Source organism: Streptomyces sp. ISL-43 (genome assembly GCF_018614195.1).
Lineage (GTDB): Bacteria > Actinomycetota > Actinomycetes > Streptomycetales > Streptomycetaceae > Streptomyces.
The window spans coordinates 1-21,025 of the sequence record NZ_JAGGOT010000025.1; the positions used below are offsets into that span (position 1 = coordinate 1).

Sequence of the window (21,025 nt, forward strand, 5' to 3'; positions counted from 1 at the left end):
CGTCCCGTCCGCACGGACCTCAAGCATCGCGTCCGGCGCGACCCAGCCCGAGCCGCTCTTCGCCTTCACCCGGACCGGAACGGCCGAAGTGTCCAGACGGAACGACTTCCCGTCCGGATTCGCGAACGTCGTCGACGAATCCGTGCGCTCGCCCACCACCTCCACGGGCTTCCCGGACTTCTTCGCGTCTTTCAGCGCCTTGTCGCTCTCGCTGACGGGTGGCGCGGCGGCGTCAGCCACCGCAGTGAACGACGGTGCGGCACTCACCACGAGCACCGCGCCGAGCACCGTGGCCACGGCACGCCAAAGCCGGCCTCTATCTGAAGGCATGTTGTCAACTTCCCCAAGTGACACCGGATCCCCGACCCGGCGTGAAACGAATCCAGCCGCACCCCTGCGGCAGACACCCGGAGTGCACCCTCCAGAGCTAAACGCCCGTTAAAGCTGCAGGCTACGGGGGACAACACCCCTGGTGGGACGGGCAATACGGCGCTCAAGGGGGCACCTTGGGCCCGGCGCGTCACGGACGCCGAGGAGCGTTTGGCGGGAGCGCCGCCGGGCCTCCCGGACGCCCACCAACCACTGGCTTTCCGGACAACCCGGGGCCACTGGCGACGTGTGCGAAGCCGAAGGCAGTCTGGTGGTCGCTCCCGCGCTCGCGGGAGCGGACAGGGGAGGCAAAGCATGCGCATGCGCAACGCGGTGGCCGTCGTGATGGCGGCGGGTGCCGCCGTCGCGGCGGTCGTGATCGCCGGTGGCGGGGCGGCGGACGGGAGCGGGCAGGTGGTCGGCGGCCCCACTCCGTATGCCAACTACGCCCCGTCTGCGGACGGGGACGGGGCGGCACACGTGGAGGACTACACCCCCAACCGGAGTCAGCCAGTGCTTTGACCGGAAGGGTCCACCGGGTTGCCTCCGGTCCGCGACGGTCCCGCTTTCGAAATCCCGTGGTGCGCACATCCGGTGTGCGCGCCACGGGATCTCTCATGTCCGGGCCGGGTCCCCGTCGGCCGATTCGCGCCGGTACGACTGGCGCGTATGCCTTGACTTCACATGATCCCCCGAAGACCTTTTCTGACTCAGCATCAGAATGCTGGATCCACCCCCCACTCCCCCCTCTTCGCTGGAGCCTGCCCATGACCGCGAGAACCGCCTCCGCCGCGCGCTCCCAACCGAGTTCCGCCCTTCCCTCCCGCCGGACGGTCCTCGCCGGGACCGGCGCCGGGGTGCTCGCCGCGACCGTGCTGCCGTCCGCCGCCGCGCGCGCCGCGGACGGCACCCCGCTCGGCGAGTACGACGTCGTCGTGGTCGGATCCGGGGCCTCCGGGATGACCGCCGCGCTCACCGCCGCCAAACGGGGCCTGAGCGTGCTCGTGGTCGAGAAGGCACCGACCTTCGGCGGTTCGGCCGCCCGCTCGGGCGCCGGGATCTGGCTGCCGAACAACTCCGTGATCCTGGGCGCGGGCGTCCCGGACACCCCGGAGAAGGCGGCGACCTATCTGGCGGCCGTCGTCGGCAACGGCTCCTCGGCCACCCGACAGGCGGCCTTCCTCGCCAACGGGCCCCGGATGCTGGACTTCGTGATGGCCAACAGCCCGCTGCGCTTCCGCTTCATGGACGGCTACAGCGACTACTACCCCAATCTCCCCGGCGGGCTCCCGAACGGCCGCTCGATCGAGCCGGACCAGATCGACGGCAACATCCTCGGCGCCGAACTGGCCCGGCTGAACCCGGCGTACATGCCCGTGCCGGCCGGAATGGTGGTGTTCAGCCAGGACTACAAGTGGCTCAACCTCGCCGCCGTCAACGCCAAGGGCCTCGCGGTGTCCACCGAATGCCTGGCGCGCGGCACGGCGGCCGCGCTGTGCGGGCAGAAGCCGCTGACCATGGGCCAGGCCCTCGCGGCCGGCCTGCGGGCCGGGCTGATGCAGGCCGGGGTCCCGGTGTGGCTGAACAGTCCCCTCGTCGACCTGGTCCAGGAGGGCGGCGCGGTCACCGGCGTCGTCGTGGAGAAGGAGGGCGTACGGGGCGTCGTGCGCGCCCGCAAGGGTGTCGTCATCGGCTCGGGCGGCTTCGAGCACAACGCGCAGATGCGGGCCCAGTACCAGCAGCAGCCCATCGGCACCCAGTGGTCGGTCGGCGCGAAGGAGAACACGGGCGACGGCATTCGGGCGGGCCAACGGGCAGGTGCGGCTCTGTCGTTGATGGAGGACGCCTGGTGGGGTCCGTCGATCCCGCTGCCGAACGAGCCGTACTTCTGCCTGGCCGAACGGACCCTGCCCGGCGGCCTGATGGTCAACGGGAACGGCGCGCGCTTCGTCAACGAGGCGGCCCCGTACAGCGATGTGGTGCACGTGATGTACGACAAGGACCGGGGCGCGACCGGCTCGCACATCCCCGCGTGGCTGATCGTGGATCAGAACTACCGCAACAAGTACCTGTTCAAGGACATCCTGCCGACGATCGTCTTCCCCGACTCGTGGTACGAGGTGGGGGCGGCGAAGAAGGCGTGGACGTGGGACGCCCTGGCGAACCAGATCGGGGTGCCGGCGGCCGCCCTGCGCTCCACCCTCAACCGGTTCAACGCGCAGGCGTGGAACGGCACCGACGCCGACTTCCACCGGGGCGACACGGCGTACGACCACTACTACACGGACCCGGGCGTCCACCCGAACTCGTGCCTGGCCCCGATCTGGGCACCGCCGTTCTACGCCTTCAAGATCGTGCCGGGTGACCTGGGCACGAAGGGCGGCATCGTCACGGACGCGCGGGCCCGCGCGCTGCGGGCGGACGGATCGGTGATCCGGGGCCTGTGGGCGGCGGGCAACGCGAGTGCGGCCGTGATGGGCCGCAGCTACGCGGGGGCCGGGTCGACGATCGGCCCCGCGATGACGTTCGGCTACGTGGCGGCGAACGACATCGCGGACGCGTGACGGCGGCTGGGCTGCCCGTGGGCCCCGGGCCGCCTTCCGGCCCGGGTGCTGCGACGGGCCGGCCCGCCCGCGGGTTGGCCCTGCCGCAGGTTCAGCCCTGCTGGAAGAGCTCGGCCGGGAGCGGCTTCAGCAGCGCGTACAGGTCGTCGGTGATCGGGCGGTCCCAGCTCGCGATGGTCACCAGCACGTTGTCGCTGCGGTCGAACTGCACGCAGCTGATCCGGCTCTCGGAGAGCTTGATCTTCCGGACGATGAGGAGGTTGTCGCCCTGCATGACGGGGCAGTCCTCGGCGCCGGTGACCTCGACGTCCTCGTCGTTCTCGAGGGCGTCGAGGAGCTGGGCCACCTCGAAGGGGACCTGGCCGTCGGAGAGGTCGCGTGCGGGGGAACCCTCGGGGAGGTTTCCGATGATCATCGCGGGGCCGCGTCCGCCGAAGAGGTCGTAGCGGAGGAAGACACCCTGGCAGCTGCCGTCGGGCGCGGGCAGCAGCCCGGCCCCGAGATTGCCCGGCCAGTCCCCCGGGTCCATGGCCAGGACGTCGAAGTCCGGGCCGGCGGGTGTGGCGGCGCGGTGGCGGCGGAGGAAGGACATGCCGCAATGGTACGTGCACGCCCGCCGTTCCCGGCCCTCCGCCCCGGGCTCCGCCCTGACCCGCCAGGCCCCGGGCCCCGCGCCGGGCCACCCCCGGCCCCGCGCCTCAAACGCCGGCGGGGCTGGATTCGGGCGGAGACGGTTCAGCGCCGGCGGGCCACCGCGTCGCGCAGGCCCGCACGGTCCGTGCCCAGTTTCCGGTAGACCGGCGACTGCTCCTCCTCGGAGACGGTCTCGTCACCGGCCAGCAGCCGCTCCGCCACCTCCCAGTCGTCCCCGTCCAGCGCGTCCTCCCAGAAGACCCCGCAGGGCCAGAGGCGGCCCGCTGCCATCAGCGCCTCCATGGCAGTGGTCACCAGACCGTCCGCCCCGCACTGGCGGGCCGCCACCACCGCCCGTAGCAGCACGTCCCCGTCCGCCCGCTCCTCCCCCAGCGCGGTCAGCGCGAGCGCCAGCTCGTAGCCCGCCGGGGAAGCCGACAGCAGCTCCACCGCCTCCTCCAGCAGGGCCACCCGCCCGGGCCCCGCCGGCGCCACCTCCGCCGCCACCCGCAGGGCCTGGCCGATGCCCGAGGGAGCCCCGAACGCGCGGGCCCGCCGTAAGGCGTCCGCCGCCAGCTCACGCGCCCGGGCCGGGTCCTGCTCGGCCACCGCGCGGGCGAGGTGCAGGCGCCACGGGCACCAGGTCGGGTTCTGGATCCCCCGAGGGCTCAGCCTGCGGTCCACGGCCTCCAGCTCCGCCGCCGCGGCCTTCGCCTGGCCGCGTGCGAGCAGCAGCTCCGCGTAGACCGTCTGGGAGTCCGGGAAGACGACGGCCGCCGGGAAGGGCTCCCCGTACTCGTGTTCCCGGGCCAGTTCCCAGGCCTCGTCCACCCGGCCCCTGGCCAGCAGCGTGGTGACGAGGATCGCGATGGCGTACCAGTGCACGGGGGTGCGCCGCCCGACCCGCTCGGCGAGACGCAGTCCGGCCCACGCCAGCTCCTCCGCCTCCACCAGCCGTCCGCGCCGGTAGCGGATGTAGGCGCGCAGGCTGTACGCGAAGGACAGGTGCGCCCCGCGCCAACCCTGCCGTTCGAACTCGGCGGTGCCGGCCTCGAACAGTTCCTCGGCCCGCCCCGGCCGGTCGGCGTACATGTGGACCATCGCGACCAGCACGGGCACCTCGAAGCCCCGGTCCTCGTACGCCCAGCTGAACTCGGTTTCGAGCACGCGGCCCGCGTGGTGGAGGACCACGTCGACCGGCTCCCCGCGCAGGCAGGCGTCCCACGCGCGCAGCCCGATCACATACCGCTCGGTGAGGTCCCGCCCGGTCAGCCGGTCGGCGAGTTTCGCGAGCCGCCGCGAGCGCGCCGGGGAGTCGGTCTCGGCGGCGTTGAAGGCATCCCACATGAACTGCTCGGACTGCAGGCGCAGCCGGGCGCGCACGTCCTGGGTGTACGGGATCTCCCGCGCGAGGGATTCCGAGGCTTCGGCGAGGCGGTCGCTGTGGGAGAGCACCTGGGCCAGCCGGATGACGATGCCGTGCCGCAGCACCGGGTCCTCGAAGGGCTCCGCGAGGGCGGCGCGCAGGTGGTTGACGGTGTTGGCGGGCTCGGTGAGCAGGGAGGCGCAGCCGAGCTCGTAGAGCAGGGCCGCGCGCTCGTCGAAGTCCGGGGGCTCGCGCAGGGCCCGCGCGACCTGGCGGCGGGCGGCTTCGGGGGCACCGGCCCGGAGGTTCTCGCCCGCGGCCTCGCGCAGGGTGCGCACCACCCAGGGGTCGTTCTCGGGGTGGGTCTCCAGCAGGTGCCGGGCGGCTGCGGAGGGGCCGAGCCCGGCGTCGACGACGGCCGCGGCGGCCTTGCCGTGCAGGGCGACCCGCAGGGCGTCGGGGATGGCGCGGTATATGGCGGTGGCGATGAGCGGGTGGACGAACTCCAGCCCGGCCGCGTCCTCTTCGCCGACAGCGCCGACACCGCCGAGGCCGCCGACACCGCCGAGGCCGCCGGATCCGCCCGGTCCGGCGGCCTCACCGGCGACGGCTTCGGCGGCCGCGGAGAGGATGCGGGCGTCGCGCAGCCGCCGGGTGGCGTCGAAGGCCTCCTCGGTGCCGAGGCCCGCGACGCGGGCGGCGAGGTCCCGGGGGATGGCGGTGCCGAGGACGGCGCAGGCCCAGGCGAAGCGGACGGTGGAGGGGCCGAGGCTGTGCAGGCGGGCGACGAGTCCGCTGCCGCGCTGGGCGGCGGCGAGGTCGCGCAGCAGCGGGGCACTGGCTTCGACGGGGGCGAGGCCCTTGTCCCGCACCTTCGCGGTGAGTTCGACGGCTTCGAAGGGGTTGCCGGTGGTGACCGTCCAGGCCTCCCGGCAGAAGGCGTCGTCGGCGTGCTCGCCGACGGCCTCGCGGACCAGGGTGCAGACGGCGTCCTCGGTGAGCGGTGCCAGGGTGAGCGGGCGGTGTCCGGCGCGGCCGGGCAGCGTACGGAAGGCCTCGGCGTGCGCGGGCAGTTCGTCGGGCCGGTAGGCGACGACGAGGAGCAGCGGGAGGTGTTCGGCGCGCGGGGCGAAGGCGGCGAGCCAGGAGAGGGATTCGGGGTCGGCCCAGTGGGCGTCGTCGAGGACGAGGGCGACGGGGGCGCGCTGCACGATGAGGTGGGTGAGGACCCAGTCGAGTCCGTCGCGCAGCCCCTGGGGGTCGGGCGGGCCGCCCTGTTCGGCGGCGCAGAGGCCGAGGGCGGGGCCGACGATCGTGTACCAGCTGCCGAGGGCGGCGCGCAGTTCCGCGTCGGAGGTGCCGGCCAGCTGGGGCTGGATGAGCTGGCGGGCGACGTGGAAGGGCTGGCTCTGCTCCTGCTCGCCGCCCCGGGCGGCGAGGACGGTGCAGGAGGCGGCGTGGGCGCGGCGGCGGACCTCGGCGAGGAGCGTGGTCTTGCCGAGGCCGGCGGGTCCGGAGAAGGCCAGCAGGGCGCCGTCCGCGTCGGGGCCGGGCCCGGTGAGCTGGTCCAGGGCCTCGTCAACGGCGGCGAGCTCCGTGTCGCGTTCGAACATCGTGCGCCGTTTGCGGCGGCGTTCCGTCATGGCTGGTACCCCCCAGGCCGGTTCGGGGAAACAGCGTACGCCCGCGCACTCGCGCGGGAAGGCCGTGTGGCAAAAGAAGCCGATCTTCCTTTCGGGAGTGCCGGCGGGGGCCCGCCCGGGCGGCTCAGCCCTCCGCGGAGCGGGCCGCGAGCGCTTCCAGGACGGCCACCGCCTCGGCGGCCCGGTCGGCGGCCACGAAGAGGTGGTCGTGGTGGTAGCCGGCGATGACGTTGCAGCTCAGGCCGTGCACGCCGAGTTCGGTGGCGAAGGCCGCGGTGAGGCCGACGGCGTCGAGGGAGGAGTGGACGCGCAGGGTGATCCACCCGGCGGTGTACTCGTAGGGGAAGCCGGCCTCGTCTGCCTCCTCCTGGCCCAGGACGAGGGTGAGCCCCTCGGGTTCGAGGATGCTGGCGACGGGGGTGAGCCCGGCCAGGGCCTCGGGGTCGGTGTCTCCGGGGATGGTGCAGAACACGTACAGCCCGTCGTTCAGTTCGGGGCGCATCGCGCTCAGCAGTTTCCGCAGGTCGCTCTCTCCACTCATGCGGCCACCTTACCTATCATCCCGATATGACCGGATCGGCGGCGCCGTGGCTCCTGCGTGCCGCTGGTCCTGCCGTGGCCCATTAGGCGTCCTCGAAGCGGCGGCGGTGCCACCAGGACCGCGGCCGGCCGCTCCGGTCGGCCCGGTGCTCGGGCGGCGGATGGGGGTCGGGCTCGGTGCGCCGGCGGAACTCCGCGTCGAGGTCCGCGAGGACCGGCCCGAGTTCGGCGCGCGCCCGGGGTGACAGGGCGCGGTACCGGTCCGCGAGCTTGTCCCGTACGAGCGCGACGTCCTCGTCCTCGCATCCGGGGCAGCTGCACCACGCCTTTCGACGGCGCAGCCGGGATCCGGGCTGCGCCAGGAAGGCGCGGTACGCAGCCAGGAGGGTCCGCGTCTCGCTGAGCCCGCGGGCATGGGCGGCGGTCGCGCTCTCCAGCGCGTGGACCTCGGCGCTCGCGCGCGCGGAGAGCCGGTCGACGCGGGGCAGCTCCCGCACCCATGCGGGCAGCCGGCCGTCCCCCGCGGTGTTCCGTACGGCGCGCAGCGCGCCGGGCCGACTACGCGGCATCGCCCTTGCGGCGGTTGATCGTCACGGTGCCGATGATGGCAGCTCAGCCGCCGGCGCGCCCCGGATTTCCCGGCCCCGGCTCCCGGCCCGGCCGCCCTCCCACAAGCGGAAGGGGGGCGTGGCCGGGCCGGACCGCGCGGGTGCCCGCTACGTCAGGTCGAACTCCCCGCCCCGCGCGTTCAGGACGAACCTGCGCCACTCGTCCGGCGCGAAGATCAGCGAGGGGCTTTCGGGGCGGTCGCCGTTGCGCATCGCGATGAAACCCTCCACGAAGGCGATCTGGACGTCACCCTCCCCTCGGCTGCTCGACTGCCAGTCCGCCTCGGTCAGATCGAGATCCGGCTTTCCCCAGCCGGCCGGCGCCTGCGAAGTCATGCTCTCGGCCACGTGCGTGCTCCTCCCGGTACGTCGTCGTCCCGGGGTCAGGTTAGCCATCGCACGCGGCGACGCACAGGCCACGATCTGTCACTCGTGGCCTGTACGCCACCCCGCCCCGGAACCCGGATCCCGTTCAGGAGGCCGGCTGCTCGGCCCCGACCAGCCACATCGAGAAGAACTGCGCGCCGCCGCCGTAGGCGTGCCCCATCGCCCGCCGCGCGTCGGGGACTTGGTGCTCACCGGCCTGTCCGCGGACCTGGAGGGCCGCCTCAGCGAAGCGGATCATGCCGGAGGCGCCGATCGGATTGGTGGACAGCACGCCGCCGGACGGGTTGACCGGCAGGTCCCCGTCGAGCTCGGTGACCCCGGCCTCGGTGAGCTTCCAGCCCTCGCCCTCCTCTGCGAAACCGAGGTTCTCCAGCCACATCGGCTCGTACCAGGAGAAGGGCACGTACATCTCCACCGCGTCGATCTCGCGGCGCGGATCGGTGATCCCCGCCTGCCGGTAGACGTCGGCCGCGCAGTCCTTGCCCGCTTGCGGGGAGACGAAGTCCTTGCCCGCGAAGAGGGTCGGCTCGCTGCGCATCGCCCCGCCGTGCACCCAGGCCGGCGGCCTCGGCGAACGGGCCGCGCCCGCCCGGTCGGTGAGGATCATCGCGCACGCGCCGTCGGAGGACGGGCAGGTCTCGGAGTACCGGATCGGGTCCCACAGCATCGGGGACGCCTGGACCTTCTCCAGGGTGATGTCGTGCTCGTGCAGGTGCGCGTACGGGTTCTTCAGCGCGTTGCGGCGGTCCTTGTACGCGACGAGCGAGCCGACGGTGTCGGGGGCGCCGGTGCGCCGCATGTACGCGCGCACGTGCGGGGCGAAGAACCCGCCGGCCCCGGCCAGCAGCGGCTGCTGGAAGGGGACGGGCAGCGACAGCCCCCACATGGCGTTGGACTCGGACTGCTTCTCGAAGGCGAGGGTCAACACGGTGCGGTGGACGCGGGCGGCCACCAGGTTGGAGGCGACCAGCGCCGTGGAGCCGCCCACCGAACCGGCGGTGTGCACGCGGAGCATGGGCTTGCCGACGGCGCCGAGGGCGTCCGCCAGGTACAGCTCCGGCATCATCACGCCCTCGAAGAAGTCGGGGGCCTTGCCGATGACGACCGCGTCGATGTCCGCCCAGGTCAACTCGGCGTCCGCGAGTGCCCGCACCGCCGCCTCCCGTACGAGTCCGGCGATGGAGACGTCGTGGCGGGCGGCCACGTGCTTGGTCTGGCCGATGCCGACGACGGCAACTGGCTCCTTGCTCATGCTCGGTCCCCTTCCAGGACGGCGACCAGGTTCTGCTGGAGGCAGGGGCCTGAGGTGGCGTGCGCGACGGCCCGGTCGGATTCGCCGCGGTGGATCCGGGCGGCCGCCTCGCCGATCCGGATCAGGCCCGCGGCCATGACGGGATTGGCGGCGAGCGCCCCGCCCGACGGGTTGACGGACACGCTCTCGTCGAGCCCGAGGGCCTTGCGCAGCACGACCTCCTGCGAGGAGAACGGCGCGTGCAGTTCGGCCGTGTCCACCGGGGCCTCGAAGACGCCCGCGTGCTCGGCGGCGATCCGTGTCGACGGGGAGTCGGTGAGGTCGCGCAGTCCGAGGCTGTGCGCCTCGATGCGGTGGTCGATGCCGGTGATCCAGGCGGGCCGCTCGCACAGCCGTCGCGCCTCGTCGCCGGCGGCCAGGATGACGGCGGCGACGCCGTCGCCGATGGGCGGGCAGTCCCCGGTGCGCAGCGGGGCGACCTGGTAGTCGCCCTGCGCGACGGCGCCGCTGAGCTGGGCGTGCGGGTTGGCCCTCGCGTCGGCCCGGCTGCGGGCGCCGATCGCGGCGAGCGCGGATTCGTCGGTCTCGCCCGCGTCGATGAGCGCCTGCGCCTGGAGGGCGGCCAGGGCCACCGAGTCGGGCCAGAGCGGAGCCACGTAGTACGGGTCGAGCTGGCGCGTCAGGACATCGCGTACGGATCCCGGGGAGGACTTCCCGTACGAGTACACGAGCGCGGTGTCCGCCTCGCCGGTCTGGATCTTGACCCAGGCCTCGTACAGGGCCCAGGCCCCGTCCATCTCCACGTGCGACTCGGAGATGGGCGGCCAGGCGCCGACCCCGTCGAGGGTCATGGTGAAGGAGAAGGCCCGGCCGGCGAGGTAGTCGCTGGAACCGGAACAGGTGAAGCCGATCTCGCCCGCCTTCAGGCCGGTCTGGGCCAGCACCTGGTGCAGGACCGGCATGACCATCTCGACTTCGCTGAGCTCGTCGGTGCGCCGCAGGTGGTCGCTCTGCGCGAAGGCCACCACCGCGACCTCACGGGCGTATCGGGCCATCAGATGAGCTCCTTGTACACGTCGTAGTCCGCGTCCGGCTCTCCGGTGGGGCGGTAGTGGTCGGGGTAGCGGCCGCCTTCGGTCCAGACGGGCTCGACGCGCAGGCCCATGCGGACCTGGTCGTACGGGATGCCGCCGATCCGGCCGTGCAGGGCGAGGCCGGCGCCGTCGAGGGCGATGTGGGCGTAGACGTAGGGGACTTCGATGTCGAGGTTCCTGGCCTTGATGTTGACGATGCAGTACGTGGTGACCGTGCCGGCCGGGCCGACCTCGACCTGGTCGGTGGTCGCGACCCCGCAGGTGGGGCAGGCACCGCGCGGAGGCACGTACACCTTGCGGCAGGAGGGGCAGCGCTCGCCGATGGTCTTCTGCTCGGAGAGGCCGGTGATGTACGCCGTCTGCGCGCGGCCGGGGCTGTACGTGTAGTCCAGGCGGGCCGGGGCGACGATGCCGGTGACGGCGTCGGCGAACTCCCCGCCGTGCGGGGCCGCTTGCGCGGCCACGTCCCCGTCACGGGAGTCCGCGGGCTCGAAGCAGGCGATGTCGGTGATCGCCCCGGTCCGCTCCGCGGCCCACCGCACACGGACCCGCATACCGGTGGCGACGGCCTCGGGGCCGGGGGCGTCGAGGGCGTGCAGGATCGCGGTGTCGGCGCCGTCGAGGCGGACGAGGACCCAGGCGAAAGGCGTGGCGAGCGGCTGGTTGGGGCGCGGGGTGCCGTTCCAGGCCCAGGTGGTGACGGTCCCGGAGGTACCGACCTCGACCAGGTCGCGGATCTCCTCGGCGGTGACGGGGTCGTACTCGACGGGCGGCACCATCACCTTGCCGTCGGCGGTCGTGACGCCGAGGACGACACCTTCGCGCAGCCCGGTGAGGAAGGCGCTCTGCACGGGCCCGAGGGACCGGGTGAAGGGGAACTCGACGACGAGGGGCGCACGGAGGATCTCGGGTGGGGACGCGGCTGTCATGGGTGGGTCTCCGATGGTCGGGACGGGGCAAGTCGAGCCCCGCCGGCGTTTGAGGCGCGGGGGTCCGGGGGCAGAGCCCCGGCAACGGCGCCGCACCCGGGTCCCGACCGGCACCACCGGAACACGGGCGCGGGCACGGGCAGGGCGCGGCGCGGCACGGCGCCGCGACCGACTACTCCCGCCGATACATCGCGGGCCGCTTCTCCGCGAAAGCCCGCGCCCCCTCCTTGGCGTCCGCCGTGTCGAAGACCGGCCACCCCCGCAGGAGCTCGGAGGCCAGCCCCTCCGTCTCGGTCATCTCCGCGGTCTCGTAGACGGACGCCTTCACCGCCTCCACGGCGAGCGGCCCGCACGCGTTGATCCGTTCCGCGATCTCCAGGGCCGCCTCGAGCGCCGTGCCGTCCGGCACCACGCGCCCGATGAGCCCGATCCGCGCCGCCTCCTCGGCCGCGTAGGGCCGACCGGTCAGCAGCATCTCCAGCGCGTGCGTGCGCGGGATCTGCCGGGGCAGCCGGACCGTGGAGCCGCCGATCGGGAAGAGTCCCCGCTTGACCTCGAACAGGCCGAACGTGGCGCCCTCCCCCGCGACGCGGATGTCGGTCCCCTGCAGGATCTCCGTCCCGCCGGCCACGCAGTACCCCTCCACCGCCGCGATGACGGGCTTGCGCGGGCGGTGGTGGCGCAGCATCGCCTTCCAGTGCAGGTCGGGGTCGGCCTTGAGCCGGTCCCGGTACTGGTCGCCCGCCATGCCCTTGCCGGCCAGGGCCTTCAGGTCCATGCCGGCGCAGAAGTCCCCGCCCGCGCCCGTCAGCACCACCGAGCGGATCGTGTCGTCCGCGTCGGCCTCCAGCCAGCCGTCGTACAGCCCCACCAACAGTGGCAGCGAGAGCGCGTTCTTCGCCTCGGGCCTGTTCATGGTGAGCACCAGCGTGGCGCCGTGGCGTTCCACGGTCAGGTGTTCTGTCCCACCCATTGCCGTCCTCCCGTCTCAAGACCTAGAACAGGTTGCAGGAGGGGCGGGTGCAGTTCAATAGTTTTCTGACACCCAGTCAGATTTCTTGGGCGGCCCCCTTCCCTGTTGGGGTTGGCGACGCTCTAATGACCGCCGAGCAGACCAGCCATGGGATTTTCTGGGTCAGGAGGACCGGTGGAGTACAACATTGCCGACCTGTTCGAGTCGGTCGTGGACGTGGTCCCGGACCGCGAGGCCCTCGTGTACGTGGACCACCCCGGGACCGGCGCCGAGCGCCGTCTCACGTACGCGGAGCTGGACGCGGCGGCTAACCGCATCGCGCACCACCTGCTGGACAGCGGGCTGACGGCCGGCGAGCACCTGGGCCTGCACCTCTACAACGGGATCGAGTACCTGCAGACCGTGCTGGCCTGCCTCAAGGCCCGCCTGGTACCGGTGAACGTGAACTACCGGTACGTGGAGGAGGAGCTGGTCTACCTCTACAACGACGCCGACCTGGCCGCGCTCGTCTTCGAGGGCGAGTTCACCGAGCGGGTCGCCGCGGCGCTGCCGCAGACGACGAAGCTGCGCCACCTGATCCGGGTCGGGCCGACTCCCGAGGGCGCCCCGGAGCCGTCGATCGCGCCGGTCGCGTACGCCGACGCCGAGGCGGCCGGCTCGCCCGGGCGCGGTTTCCCGCCCCGCTCCCCCGACGACCTCTTCATCATCTACACGGGCGGTACGACCGGCATGCCCAAGGGCGTCATGTGGCGCGCCGAGGACCTCTTCTTCGCCGGCCTCTTCGGCGGGGAACCGTCCGGCGAGCCGGTGAAGCGGCCCGAGGAGCTGGCCGAGCGGGTCGCGGCGCGCGGCGCCGGGCTCACCTTCTTCCCCGCTCCGCCGCTGATGCACGGCACGTCCACGCTGACCTCCTTCATCGCCTTCAACTACGGCCAGCGGGTGGTCATCCACCGCAAGTACGCGCCGGAGGAGGTGCTGCGCACGATCGAGAAGGAGAAGGTCTCCAGCGTGTCGCTGGTGGGCGACGCCATGCTGCGGCCGCTCATCGACGCCCTGAACGGACCGCTGAAGGGCACGGACCTGTCCTCCCTGTTCAGCGTCTCCTCGTCCGGCGCGATCATGTCGGAGACCGTGCGCGCCGAGTTCCAGAAACTCGTGCCGAACGTGATGCTGCTGAACAACTTCGGCTCGTCCGAATCCGGCTCCAACGGCCGTGCCACGAACGACTCCAGCCCGGAGAACGGCTTCCGGCTGGAGGTCAACGAACGTACGCAGGTGGTCGACCCGGTGACCCACGAGCCGGTGCCGGTAGGCGAACCGGGGCGCCTCGCGCAGCGCGGGCACGTCCCGCTGGGCTACTACAACGACCCCGTCAAGACCGCGGAGACCTTCTTCCAGAAGGGCTCCGAGCGGTGGGTGCTGCTCGGTGACATGGCGACCGTGGACGAGCAGGGCATCGTCACGGTGCTCGGCCGCGGCTCGCAGTGCATCAACACGGGCGGCGAGAAGGTGTACCCCGAGGAGGTCGAGCAGGCCCTGAAGTCCCATCCGGACGTCTACGACGCCCTGGTCGCCGGGGTCGCCGACCCGAAGTGGGGCAGCCACGTCGCCGCCGTGGTCCAGGTCCGGACGGGCGCGGCCGAACCGACGCTGGACGAGATCCAGGCCCACTGCCGCACCAAGCTGGCGGGCTACAAGATCCCGCGCCAGCTGGTCATCGCTCCCGCCATCCAGCGCTCCCCGAGCGGCAAGGCGGACTACCGGTGGGCGAAGTCGGTGGCCACGGAGGCGGACGCGGACGGCGAATCCACGGGCTGACCCTTCGTACGCGCACGCTCGCGGGCCGGAACCCATCGGGGTTCCGGCCCGCACGTGCGTACGTACGCGGCACGGGTGTTCGAGATACGCGCGGGCGGCCGCCGCTCAGGCCCCGGTGGCCAGGAACCGCTCGACGCGGGCCGCGAACCACGCCTCGCCGTCCAGCCACGGGAGGTGCCCGCCGCCCCGCTGTACGTCGACGACGCCGCGCGGGAAGAGCTCCGCGAGACGGGCAGCGAGGGCCGGGGAGGGGTTGGAGCTGCTGCCTGTCAGCTGAGTGTGAGTGTGTTCTGGCATGCATGGGTGAGTACCTGGTTCGTGGTGGTGGGTTGGTGCTGGGTGGGAACGGGAGTTCTTGCATCGCATGGGTGACTTGTGAGTGGTGGTCGTTGGGTGGGGGGCAGGTTCTTCGATATCGGGGTGGTGGGTGGGGTGCGGGTGTTGTCGGCTCCGTTCGTCGCGCTCGGGCCTGCGGGTGTTGCGGTGCGGACCCGGCTGAAGGGCCTGACGGGCGGGGATGAGGAAGTACTGGTCCTGGTCGGCGCGCATCTGGGGTCGCTCGCCTCGAAGGACCTCGCCGTGCGGTGCCGTGACGGCTTGGACCACTCCACCGACACGTGGGCGATGCGGAAGCGTGGGCTGACCGCCGGGTCGTCGTCGCGGTGGGCGGGCAGCATCACCAAGGCCACGCACGATCAGTGGGCGCTGGCCCGGCGCGGGCAGACGGCACACCTCCAGAACCTGGAAGCAGGCATCAAGACGATCCGCCACCGGCTGTCCCTGCCCATCGGGGAGAAGGGCAGCAAGCGGGCTCCGGGCGGCTACCGCACCCGGCAGGAGTGGCACGAGAAGGCACGGCGCCTGCACGTGCTGGAGGACCGGCTCGCCTCTGTGCGGGCCGACCATGAAGCGGGCCGTGTCCGGGTGGTCCGGGGCGGTAGGCGCCTGCTGGGTACCCGGCACAACCTCGACGCCGCCCAGCTCAGCGATGAGGAGTGGCGCCAGCAGTGGGAGGCCGCACGCCGGTTCCTTCAGGCCGATGGCGAGTCCGGGAAGAGGTTCGGGAACGAGACGATCCGCGTCACCCCGGACGGCGAAGTCTCGATCAAGCTGCCCACCCCGCTCGCCGGTCTGGCCAACGGCAAGCACGGCCGATATGTCCTCGCCTGCCGTGTCGAGTTCCCACACCGGGGCACCGAGTGGGCCGACCGTGTCGAAGCCAATCGGGCCGTCGCCTACCGCATCCACCTCGAGGTGGAGCGTGGCCGCTGGTACCTGACCGCCTCCTGGCAGTACCCACCCACCCCCACCATCCCGATCGCCGCCGCTCTCGCGCACGGTGTGATCGGGGTGGACACCAACGCCGATCACCTCGCCGCCTGGCGTCTGGACCGGCACGGCAACCCCACCGGCAATCCCCGCCGCTTCACCTACGACCTCACCGGCACCACCGGCCACCGCGACGCGCAGGTCCGCCACGCCCTCACCCGCCTCCTCAACTGGGCCAAAGCGTGCGGCGTCAAAGCAATCGCGGTCGAAGACCTCGACTTCACGACGGAGAAGACGAGGGAGAAGCACGGCGGCAAGCGGCGCTTCCGGCAGCTGATCTCCGGCATGCCCACCGGCCGGCTTCGTGCCCGCCTGACCTCCATGGCCGACCAGACGGGTATCGCAATCATCGCGGTCGACCCCGCCTACACCAGCAAATGGGGCGCCCAGCACTGGCAGAAACCCCTCACCACCATCAACCGCAAGACCACCCGACACGATGCCGCGAGCATCGCGATCGGCAGGCGCGCCCAAGGGCATCCGGTCCGGCGTCGGACGGCACCGCCCCCTGCTCACCGGAGTGATGAGCAGGGGCATCGGATCGTCCAGGCCCGACCGGAGGCTCTTGGGCGTGAGGAAACCCGCCCCCGCGTTCCCGGACCGCGCACACGATGCGCCGGGCCCGGACCCGGAGCGAAAGCGGGAGACCAGCGTGCCCAACACCGTCCGGGGCACGCGGCTGAGCATGAGTCCTGGCAACAGGACTCACTCCCGCTCAGTCTTTAAGAACGGTTGGAGTCCAGCTCCCCGGCCAGCACCAGCACCTCGCCGTCCACGCCGCGCAGCGCGTCCCGGGTGGCGGGCGGGTCGAAGGCGCCGGGGCCGGCGAAGGCGGCGGACGCCTCGGCGTTCTTCTGGGCCGGGCTCAGTTCCGCGTGGGCGCGCGCCCGCTCGTCCCAGCGTCCGTAGGCGAGCGGCATCGAGGCCGCCCAGTCGGCCTCGTCGGGGGTGCCTCCGGCGGCGAAGGCGGCGAGCGCCCGCTCGTAGGCCGCGATGGCCGTGTCGTAGGGCTCGCTGCCGGCCCGCCGGCGAACGTCCGCCAGGCGGACGTCCGGGGACTCCGCGAGGTCGACGGCCCAGCTGGTCGGGGTGACGAGGGCGAGGCGGCGCACGCGCCGCGGGTGCGCCGCCGCGTAGAGCAGGGCGAGGTTGCCGGACGCGGAGTGGGCGAGCAGGTCCACGCACTCCAGACCGAGGTGGATCCGCAGCGCCTCGACATCGGCGACCTGGTGGTCGACCCGGTAGGTCGACGGGTCCGCCGGGATCGCGGAGTCCCCGGTGCCGCGCAGGTCGAGCAGGATCAGCCGGCGCCCGGTGGACAGCCCGCCGAGATCGCCCGGGTACGCGGAGGCCCGCATGGCGCCGCCGGGGAGACAGACGAGCGGCTCCCCTTCGCCCTGGACGTGGTACGCGAGTTCGGTTCCGTCGTATGGGGGCAATCTCAGCAGACGATCACCCGTTCGAGTAATTGATTTGGCCGCCGCCGTCCGGCAATCTACCGAATGATCGGTCGGTTGACTCGTGAAGGGGTGGGCGGCATGAACACGTACGCAAAGGGGCACGACGCAAAGGGGCACGACGCAAAGGGGCACGACGCGAAGGGCCACGGCGGCGGCTTCCACAGTGAGGCCGGCACGGACGAGGGCGAGCGGCTGGGCCGGGACGAGCTGGCCGCGCTGCAGCTGACGCGGCTGCGCGCCACCCTGCGCCGGGCGTACGAGCAGGTGCCCTTCCACCGGCAGGCCTTCGACAAGGCAGGCCTGCATCCCGACGACTGCCGCTCCCTCTCCGATCTCGCCCTCTTCCCCTTCACCACCAAGGCCGACCTGCGCGACCAGTACCCCTTCGGAATGTTCGCCGTGCCGCGCTCCGAGGTGCGCCGGATCCACGCCTCCAGCGGCACCACGGGCCGGCCGACCGTCGTCGGATACACCGAGGGCGACCTGTCCACCTGGGCGGACGTCGTCGCCCGCTCGATACGGGCGGCGGGCGGCAGGCCGGGCCAGATGGTCCACGTGGCGTACGGGTACGGCCTGTTCACCGGCGGCCTGGGCGCGCACTACGGCGCGGAGCGCCTGGGCTGTACGGTCGTGCCCGCCTCGGGCGGGATGACGGACCGGCAGGTCCGGCTGATCCAGGACTTCCGGCCGGAGGTCATCATGGTCACCCCGTCCTACATGCTGACCCTGCTGGACGAGATGGAGCGCCAGGGCCTGGACCCCCGCGCCACCTCCCTGCGCACCGGGATTTTCGGGGCCGAGCCGTGGACGGAGGAGATGCGCCGCGAGATCGAGGAGCGGCTGGACATCGACGCGGTGGACATATACGGCCTGTCGGAGGTGATGGGGCCGGGCGTCGCACAGGAGTTCGCCGAGACCAAGGACGGCTTGCACATCTGGGAGGACCACTTCTATCCGGAGGTGGTCGACCCGCTGACGGGTGCCGTGCTTCCGGAGGGAGAGGCCGGGGAGCTGGTCTTCACCTCGCTCACCAAGGAGGCGATGCCCGTCGTCCGCTACCGCACCCGGGATCTGACCCGGCTGCTGCCCGGTACCGTCCGGCCGGCGTTCCGCCGCATGGAGAAGATCACGGGCCGCAGCGACGACATGATCATCCTTCGCGGGGTGAACCTCTACCCCACACAGATCGAGGAAGTCCTCCTGCGGATACCGGCCCTGGCTCCCCACTTCCAGCTCCGCCTGACCCGGGAGGGCCGTCTGGACGCCCTGACCGTACGGGTGGAGGCGCGCCGGGAGAGCGACGCCGGCCGGCGGGAGGCCGCGGCGGCCGCCGTGGTCAGGGCCGTCAAGGAGGGCGTCGGCGTCTCGGTCGCCGTGGAGGTGGTGGATCCGGAGACCCTCGAGCGGTCGGTCGGCAAGATCAAGCGCGTGGTGGACCTCCGGGAGGCCTGAGCCGCGCACCGCCGGGGCCGCACCGCCGGATCCGTCGCGGAAGCCACCCCTTCGGGCCCACTTCGGGGGGCCACCCGGGAAGCGGCGGGCCCGTCCGGGTAGGGGAAGAGGCGTGACTTCGATCTTCCGGCTGCTCCACGACCGGCTCCAGGGCTCCTCGGCGGGGCTGGCGTGGAGCCGTGGCCGGGAGATGGAGCTGATGCACCGGGCGATGGGCTTCGCCGCCCTCGGCTTCCTCACCCTGGTGCCGCTGCTGGTCGTCGTCGCGGCCGCCGCGCCCGGCAGCGGCTCGGGCTTCGGCCGCTGGCTCGGCCAGGCCCTCGGGGTGACGGAGCTCTCCCGGGAGCGGGTCGAGATGCTGTTCGGCGCCGCGGACCTGGCGCTGGAGCGGACCACCGCGTTCGGCCTGGCCGCGTTGGCCGTCTTCGGCCTGACCTTCGGCTCCGCCGTGCAGACCGGGTACGAGAAGGTCTGGGACCTTCCGACGGCCCGCTGGCACACCATGTGGCGGCACGTGGTGTGGCTCGCCCTGCTGGTCTGCTATCTCGCGCTGCTGGTCCTCATCCCCGCCCCCTCGAACGACGCGGTCGGCACCGTCACGGGGACCACGGGCGATCTCATCGGCACCTGCCTGTTCTTCTGGACCTCGCAGCGGCTGCTCCTCGGCGGCCGGGTCCGCTGGCGCGCCCTGCTCCCGGGCGCGGCCGCCACGAGCCTCGGGCTCCTCGGACTGCGGGTCTTCTCGCAGCTGGTGTTCTCCCCGCTGATCGCCTCCAACGCCGTGACGTACGGCCCCTTCGGCACGCTCCTGGTCGTCCAGTCCTGGCTGGTCGGCGTCGGCTTCGTGGTCTACGGCGGCGCGCTCGTCGGGCGCCTCGTCCACGAGCACCTCGTCCTGCGCCGCCTCCAGGACGACGACCTCCCGGCCTCCTGACGGAGTAGGGCCTCTCCCCCGGCTCCCGGCCCGGCGGGAGGGGCCGTCGGGCGGGGCCGGTCAGGCGGGGGCCGAGAAGCGGTCGCGGAGGGCGCGCTTGAGGATCTTTCCGCTCGCGTTGCGGGGCAGGGCGTCCACGAAGAGAACCCGCTTGGGTGCCTTGAAGTGGGCGAGCTTCTCGCGGGCGTAGGCCAGCAGCTCCGCCTCCGTCACCCCGTCGCGCGGGACCACCACCGCCGTGACCGCCTCGATCCACCGCTCGTCCGGCAGGCCGACCACCGCCGCCTCGGCCACGCCCGGGTGGGTGTACAGCACGTCCTCGACCTGCCGGGAGGCCACCAGTACGCCGCCCGAGTTGATGACGTCCTTCACCCGGTCCACCACCGTGAAGTACCCCTGCGCGTCCCGGACCGCCAGGTCCCCCGAGCGGAACCAGCCGTCCCGGAAGGCCTTCTTCGTCGCCTCCGCGTCGTTCCAGTAGCCCCGGCAGAGCTGCGGGGACCGGTAGACCACCTCGCCGGCGGTGCCGTCCGGCACGTCCGCCCCGTCCTCGTCGACGACCCGCGCCTCCACGTGGCGCACCGGCCGACCGCAGGAGTCCATCCGCCCCTCGTGCTCCAGCGGCCCGAGCACCGTGGCCAGCGGCCCGATCTCGCTCTGCCCGAAGCAGTTGTAGAAGCCGAGCCCGGGCAGCCGCGCGCGCAGCCGTTCCAGGACCGGCACCGGCATGATCGACGCCCCGTAGTACGCCTTGGTCAGGGCGGTCAGGTCGCGGACGGCGAAGTCGGGGTGGTTCGCCAGGGCGATCCACAGCGTCGGCGGCGCGAACAGGCTGTCCGCCGCCCTCGCCTCGACCAGGTCGAAGATCTCCGCGGCGACCGGGGCGTCCACGATCGTGTTCCGCGCACCCACCGCCAGGTAGGGCAGCAGGAAGACGTGCATCTGCGCCGAGTGGTACAGCGGCAGCGAGTGGACGGGCAGGTCCTCCTCCAGCAGGTCCAGGGCCTCGATCGCGCTCTCGTACTCGTGGCAGAGCGCCTCGTGGGTCATCATCGCGCCCTTGGGCAGGGCCGTCGTCCCGGACGTGTACAGCAGCTGCGCCAGCTCGGAGGGGTTCCCGGTCCGGGCGAAGGGCGCGGGTTCGGCCAGCTCCGCGAGGAAGGAGCCGGGCGCGTCGCGCAGCGGCCGTACGGTGAACCCGTCGGGGATCCGCCCGGCCAGGTCCGGGTCCGCCATGACGAGGGAGCTCGCGCAGTTCTCCAGGATGTAGGCCAGGTCCTCGCCGGTGAGGTTCTGGTTGACGGGGACGTGGGTGAGCCCGGCCCGCGCGCAGGCGAGGAAGGCGAGGAGATAGGCGTCGCTGTTGTGCGCGAAGGTCGCGACGCGGTCCCCCTCGGCCAGCCCGTACCGGTCGCGCAGCACGGCCGCGCCCGTGGAGACGGCGGCGTCGAGCTCCGCGTAGGTCCAGGTCCGCTCCCGGTAGCGGACAGCCGTCCGGTCCGGGACGCGCCGCGCGCTGTCGTGGACCAGGCCGTCGACCGTGTTGTTCCGCACTGGCGTCATACCGGGATCCTCGTCTCCTCGTACGCGCCGGGTCAATGACCGCAGCGCCCCGGATGCCGGTCCGCGGCTCCCATGGATACCAAACGGGATGTTGACAGGGTGTCAGTCGGC

At 72.5% G+C, this 21,025-nt stretch carries 18 protein-coding genes and 1 pseudogene; 6 read left to right on the top strand and 13 right to left on the bottom strand.

Annotated features, from left to right (window positions below; genetic code table 11):
- The coding region (locus J7F03_RS14455; protein ID WP_214949517.1) for a hypothetical protein at positions 1–297 on the bottom strand (297 nt) is incomplete at its 3' end.
- 387 nt (positions 298–684) lie between these two features.
- On the opposite strand from J7F03_RS14455, the gene J7F03_RS14460 reads away from it, so the two are divergent.
- Together J7F03_RS14460 and kstD are read left to right on the top strand one after the other, a co-directional pair.
- Positions 685–891, top strand: coding sequence for a hypothetical protein (locus J7F03_RS14460; protein ID WP_214949518.1), 207 nt, complete (start codon positions 685–687; stop codon positions 889–891).
- 245 nt (positions 892–1,136) lie between these two features.
- A complete protein-coding gene (kstD, locus tag J7F03_RS14465; protein ID WP_214949520.1) occupies positions 1,137–2,933 on the top strand; it encodes a 3-oxosteroid 1-dehydrogenase in 1,797 nt (598 codons plus the stop codon).
- A 91-nt stretch (positions 2,934–3,024) separates the two neighbouring features.
- Here the strand turns inward: kstD and J7F03_RS14470 are convergent, their stop codons facing one another.
- From J7F03_RS14470 to J7F03_RS14510, 9 genes are all read right to left on the bottom strand, one after another.
- Positions 3,025–3,525, bottom strand: a complete 501-nt coding sequence (locus J7F03_RS14470; RefSeq protein WP_073918350.1) for a hypothetical protein — start codon at positions 3,523–3,525, stop codon at positions 3,025–3,027.
- Positions 3,526–3,668: 143 nt separating this feature from the next.
- Positions 3,669–6,575, bottom strand: a complete 2,907-nt coding sequence (locus tag J7F03_RS14475) for an AAA family ATPase (RefSeq protein WP_214949521.1) — start codon at positions 6,573–6,575, stop codon at positions 3,669–3,671.
- A gap of 124 nt (positions 6,576–6,699) precedes the next feature.
- Positions 6,700–7,116, bottom strand: coding sequence for an ACT domain-containing protein (locus J7F03_RS14480; RefSeq protein ID WP_214949522.1), 417 nt, complete (start codon positions 7,114–7,116; stop codon positions 6,700–6,702).
- A gap of 82 nt (positions 7,117–7,198) precedes the next feature.
- The gene (locus J7F03_RS14485) at positions 7,199–7,684 is read right to left on the bottom strand and encodes a hypothetical protein (RefSeq protein ID WP_214949523.1); all 486 of its coding nucleotides are present in this window, start codon (positions 7,682–7,684) and stop codon (positions 7,199–7,201) included.
- 147 nt (positions 7,685–7,831) lie between these two features.
- Complete coding sequence (locus J7F03_RS14490; RefSeq protein WP_374104333.1) at positions 7,832–8,059, bottom strand: DUF397 domain-containing protein; 228 nt, start codon at positions 8,057–8,059, stop codon at positions 7,832–7,834.
- Between the two features lie 136 nt (positions 8,060–8,195).
- A complete protein-coding gene (locus J7F03_RS14495) occupies positions 8,196–9,362 on the bottom strand; it encodes a thiolase domain-containing protein (RefSeq protein ID WP_214949524.1) in 1,167 nt (388 codons plus the stop codon).
- Positions 9,359–10,417, bottom strand: coding sequence for a thiolase domain-containing protein (locus tag J7F03_RS14500; RefSeq protein WP_214949525.1), 1,059 nt, complete (start codon positions 10,415–10,417; stop codon positions 9,359–9,361). Before J7F03_RS14500 ends, J7F03_RS14495 begins: the two co-directional genes overlap by 4 nt.
- Entirely contained in the window at positions 10,417–11,385 is a 969-nt protein-coding gene (locus J7F03_RS14505; protein ID WP_214949527.1) for a Zn-ribbon domain-containing OB-fold protein, read from the bottom strand. The genes J7F03_RS14500 and J7F03_RS14505 overlap by 1 nt, the downstream gene beginning before the upstream one ends.
- A gap of 172 nt (positions 11,386–11,557) precedes the next feature.
- Positions 11,558–12,358, bottom strand: coding sequence for a crotonase/enoyl-CoA hydratase family protein (locus J7F03_RS14510; RefSeq protein ID WP_214949529.1), 801 nt, complete (start codon positions 12,356–12,358; stop codon positions 11,558–11,560).
- A gap of 174 nt (positions 12,359–12,532) precedes the next feature.
- Here J7F03_RS14510 and J7F03_RS14515 point away from each other — a divergent pair, with 174 nt between their 5' ends.
- Positions 12,533–14,176 (top strand): acyl-CoA synthetase, encoded by a 1,644-nt coding sequence (locus tag J7F03_RS14515; RefSeq protein WP_214949531.1) that lies wholly within the window; start codon positions 12,533–12,535, stop codon positions 14,174–14,176.
- 105 nt (positions 14,177–14,281) lie between these two features.
- On the opposite strand, the gene J7F03_RS14520 is transcribed toward J7F03_RS14515, so the two are convergent.
- Positions 14,282–14,473 (bottom strand): hypothetical protein, encoded by a 192-nt coding sequence (locus tag J7F03_RS14520; RefSeq protein WP_214949533.1) that lies wholly within the window; start codon positions 14,471–14,473, stop codon positions 14,282–14,284.
- Between the two features lie 126 nt (positions 14,474–14,599).
- On the opposite strand from J7F03_RS14520, the pseudogene J7F03_RS14525 reads away from it, so the two are divergent.
- Positions 14,600–16,231, top strand: a pseudogene (locus tag J7F03_RS14525) (IS200/IS605 family accessory protein TnpB-related protein).
- Here the strand turns inward: J7F03_RS14525 and J7F03_RS14530 are convergent.
- The gene (locus tag J7F03_RS14530) at positions 16,228–16,944 is read right to left on the bottom strand and encodes an alpha/beta fold hydrolase (protein ID WP_251071934.1); all 717 of its coding nucleotides are present in this window, start codon (positions 16,942–16,944) and stop codon (positions 16,228–16,230) included. The pseudogene J7F03_RS14525 and the gene J7F03_RS14530 overlap by 4 nt on opposite strands.
- A gap of 99 nt (positions 16,945–17,043) precedes the next feature.
- Between J7F03_RS14530 and paaK the strand changes: the two genes are divergently transcribed.
- Both paaK and J7F03_RS14540 read left to right on the top strand, forming a co-directional pair.
- Positions 17,044–18,417, top strand: coding sequence for a phenylacetate--CoA ligase PaaK (gene paaK / locus J7F03_RS14535; protein WP_251071935.1), 1,374 nt, complete (start codon positions 17,044–17,046; stop codon positions 18,415–18,417).
- Positions 18,418–18,529: 112 nt separating this feature from the next.
- Positions 18,530–19,351: a YhjD/YihY/BrkB family envelope integrity protein gene (locus tag J7F03_RS14540; protein ID WP_214949535.1), complete on the top strand. Its 822-nt coding sequence runs from the start codon at positions 18,530–18,532 to the stop codon at positions 19,349–19,351.
- Positions 19,352–19,411: 60 nt separating this feature from the next.
- On the opposite strand, the gene J7F03_RS14545 is transcribed toward J7F03_RS14540, so the two are convergent.
- Positions 19,412–20,914, bottom strand: coding sequence for a fatty acyl-CoA synthetase (locus J7F03_RS14545; protein ID WP_214949536.1), 1,503 nt, complete (start codon positions 20,912–20,914; stop codon positions 19,412–19,414).
- Between the last annotated feature and the right edge of the window lie 111 nt (positions 20,915–21,025).

Coding starts and splice junctions, on each gene's coding strand:
- J7F03_RS14485 (WP_214949523.1), bottom strand. CDS start 7,684: ATGCCGCGTAGTCGGCCCGGCGCGCTGCGCGCCGTACGGAACACCGCG.
- J7F03_RS14470 (WP_073918350.1), bottom strand. CDS start 3,525: ATGTCCTTCCTCCGCCGCCACCGCGCCGCCACACCCGCCGGCCCGGAC.
- J7F03_RS14520 (WP_214949533.1), bottom strand. CDS start 14,473: ATGCCAGAACACACTCACACTCAGCTGACAGGCAGCAGCTCCAACCCC.
- J7F03_RS14480 (WP_214949522.1), bottom strand. CDS start 7,116: ATGAGTGGAGAGAGCGACCTGCGGAAACTGCTGAGCGCGATGCGCCCC.
- J7F03_RS14495 (WP_214949524.1), bottom strand. CDS start 9,362: ATGAGCAAGGAGCCAGTTGCCGTCGTCGGCATCGGCCAGACCAAGCAC.
- J7F03_RS14545 (WP_214949536.1), bottom strand. CDS start 20,914: ATGACGCCAGTGCGGAACAACACGGTCGACGGCCTGGTCCACGACAGC.
- paaK (WP_251071935.1), top strand. CDS start 17,044: ATGAACACGTACGCAAAGGGGCACGACGCAAAGGGGCACGACGCAAAG.
- J7F03_RS14475 (WP_214949521.1), bottom strand. CDS start 6,575: ATGACGGAACGCCGCCGCAAACGGCGCACGATGTTCGAACGCGACACG.
- kstD (WP_214949520.1), top strand. CDS start 1,137: ATGACCGCGAGAACCGCCTCCGCCGCGCGCTCCCAACCGAGTTCCGCC.
- J7F03_RS14505 (WP_214949527.1), bottom strand. CDS start 11,385: ATGACAGCCGCGTCCCCACCCGAGATCCTCCGTGCGCCCCTCGTCGTC.
- J7F03_RS14500 (WP_214949525.1), bottom strand. CDS start 10,417: ATGGCCCGATACGCCCGTGAGGTCGCGGTGGTGGCCTTCGCGCAGAGC.
- J7F03_RS14490 (WP_374104333.1), bottom strand. CDS start 8,059: ATGACTTCGCAGGCGCCGGCCGGCTGGGGAAAGCCGGATCTCGATCTG.
- J7F03_RS14460 (WP_214949518.1), top strand. CDS start 685: ATGCGCATGCGCAACGCGGTGGCCGTCGTGATGGCGGCGGGTGCCGCC.
- J7F03_RS14510 (WP_214949529.1), bottom strand. CDS start 12,358: ATGGGTGGGACAGAACACCTGACCGTGGAACGCCACGGCGCCACGCTG.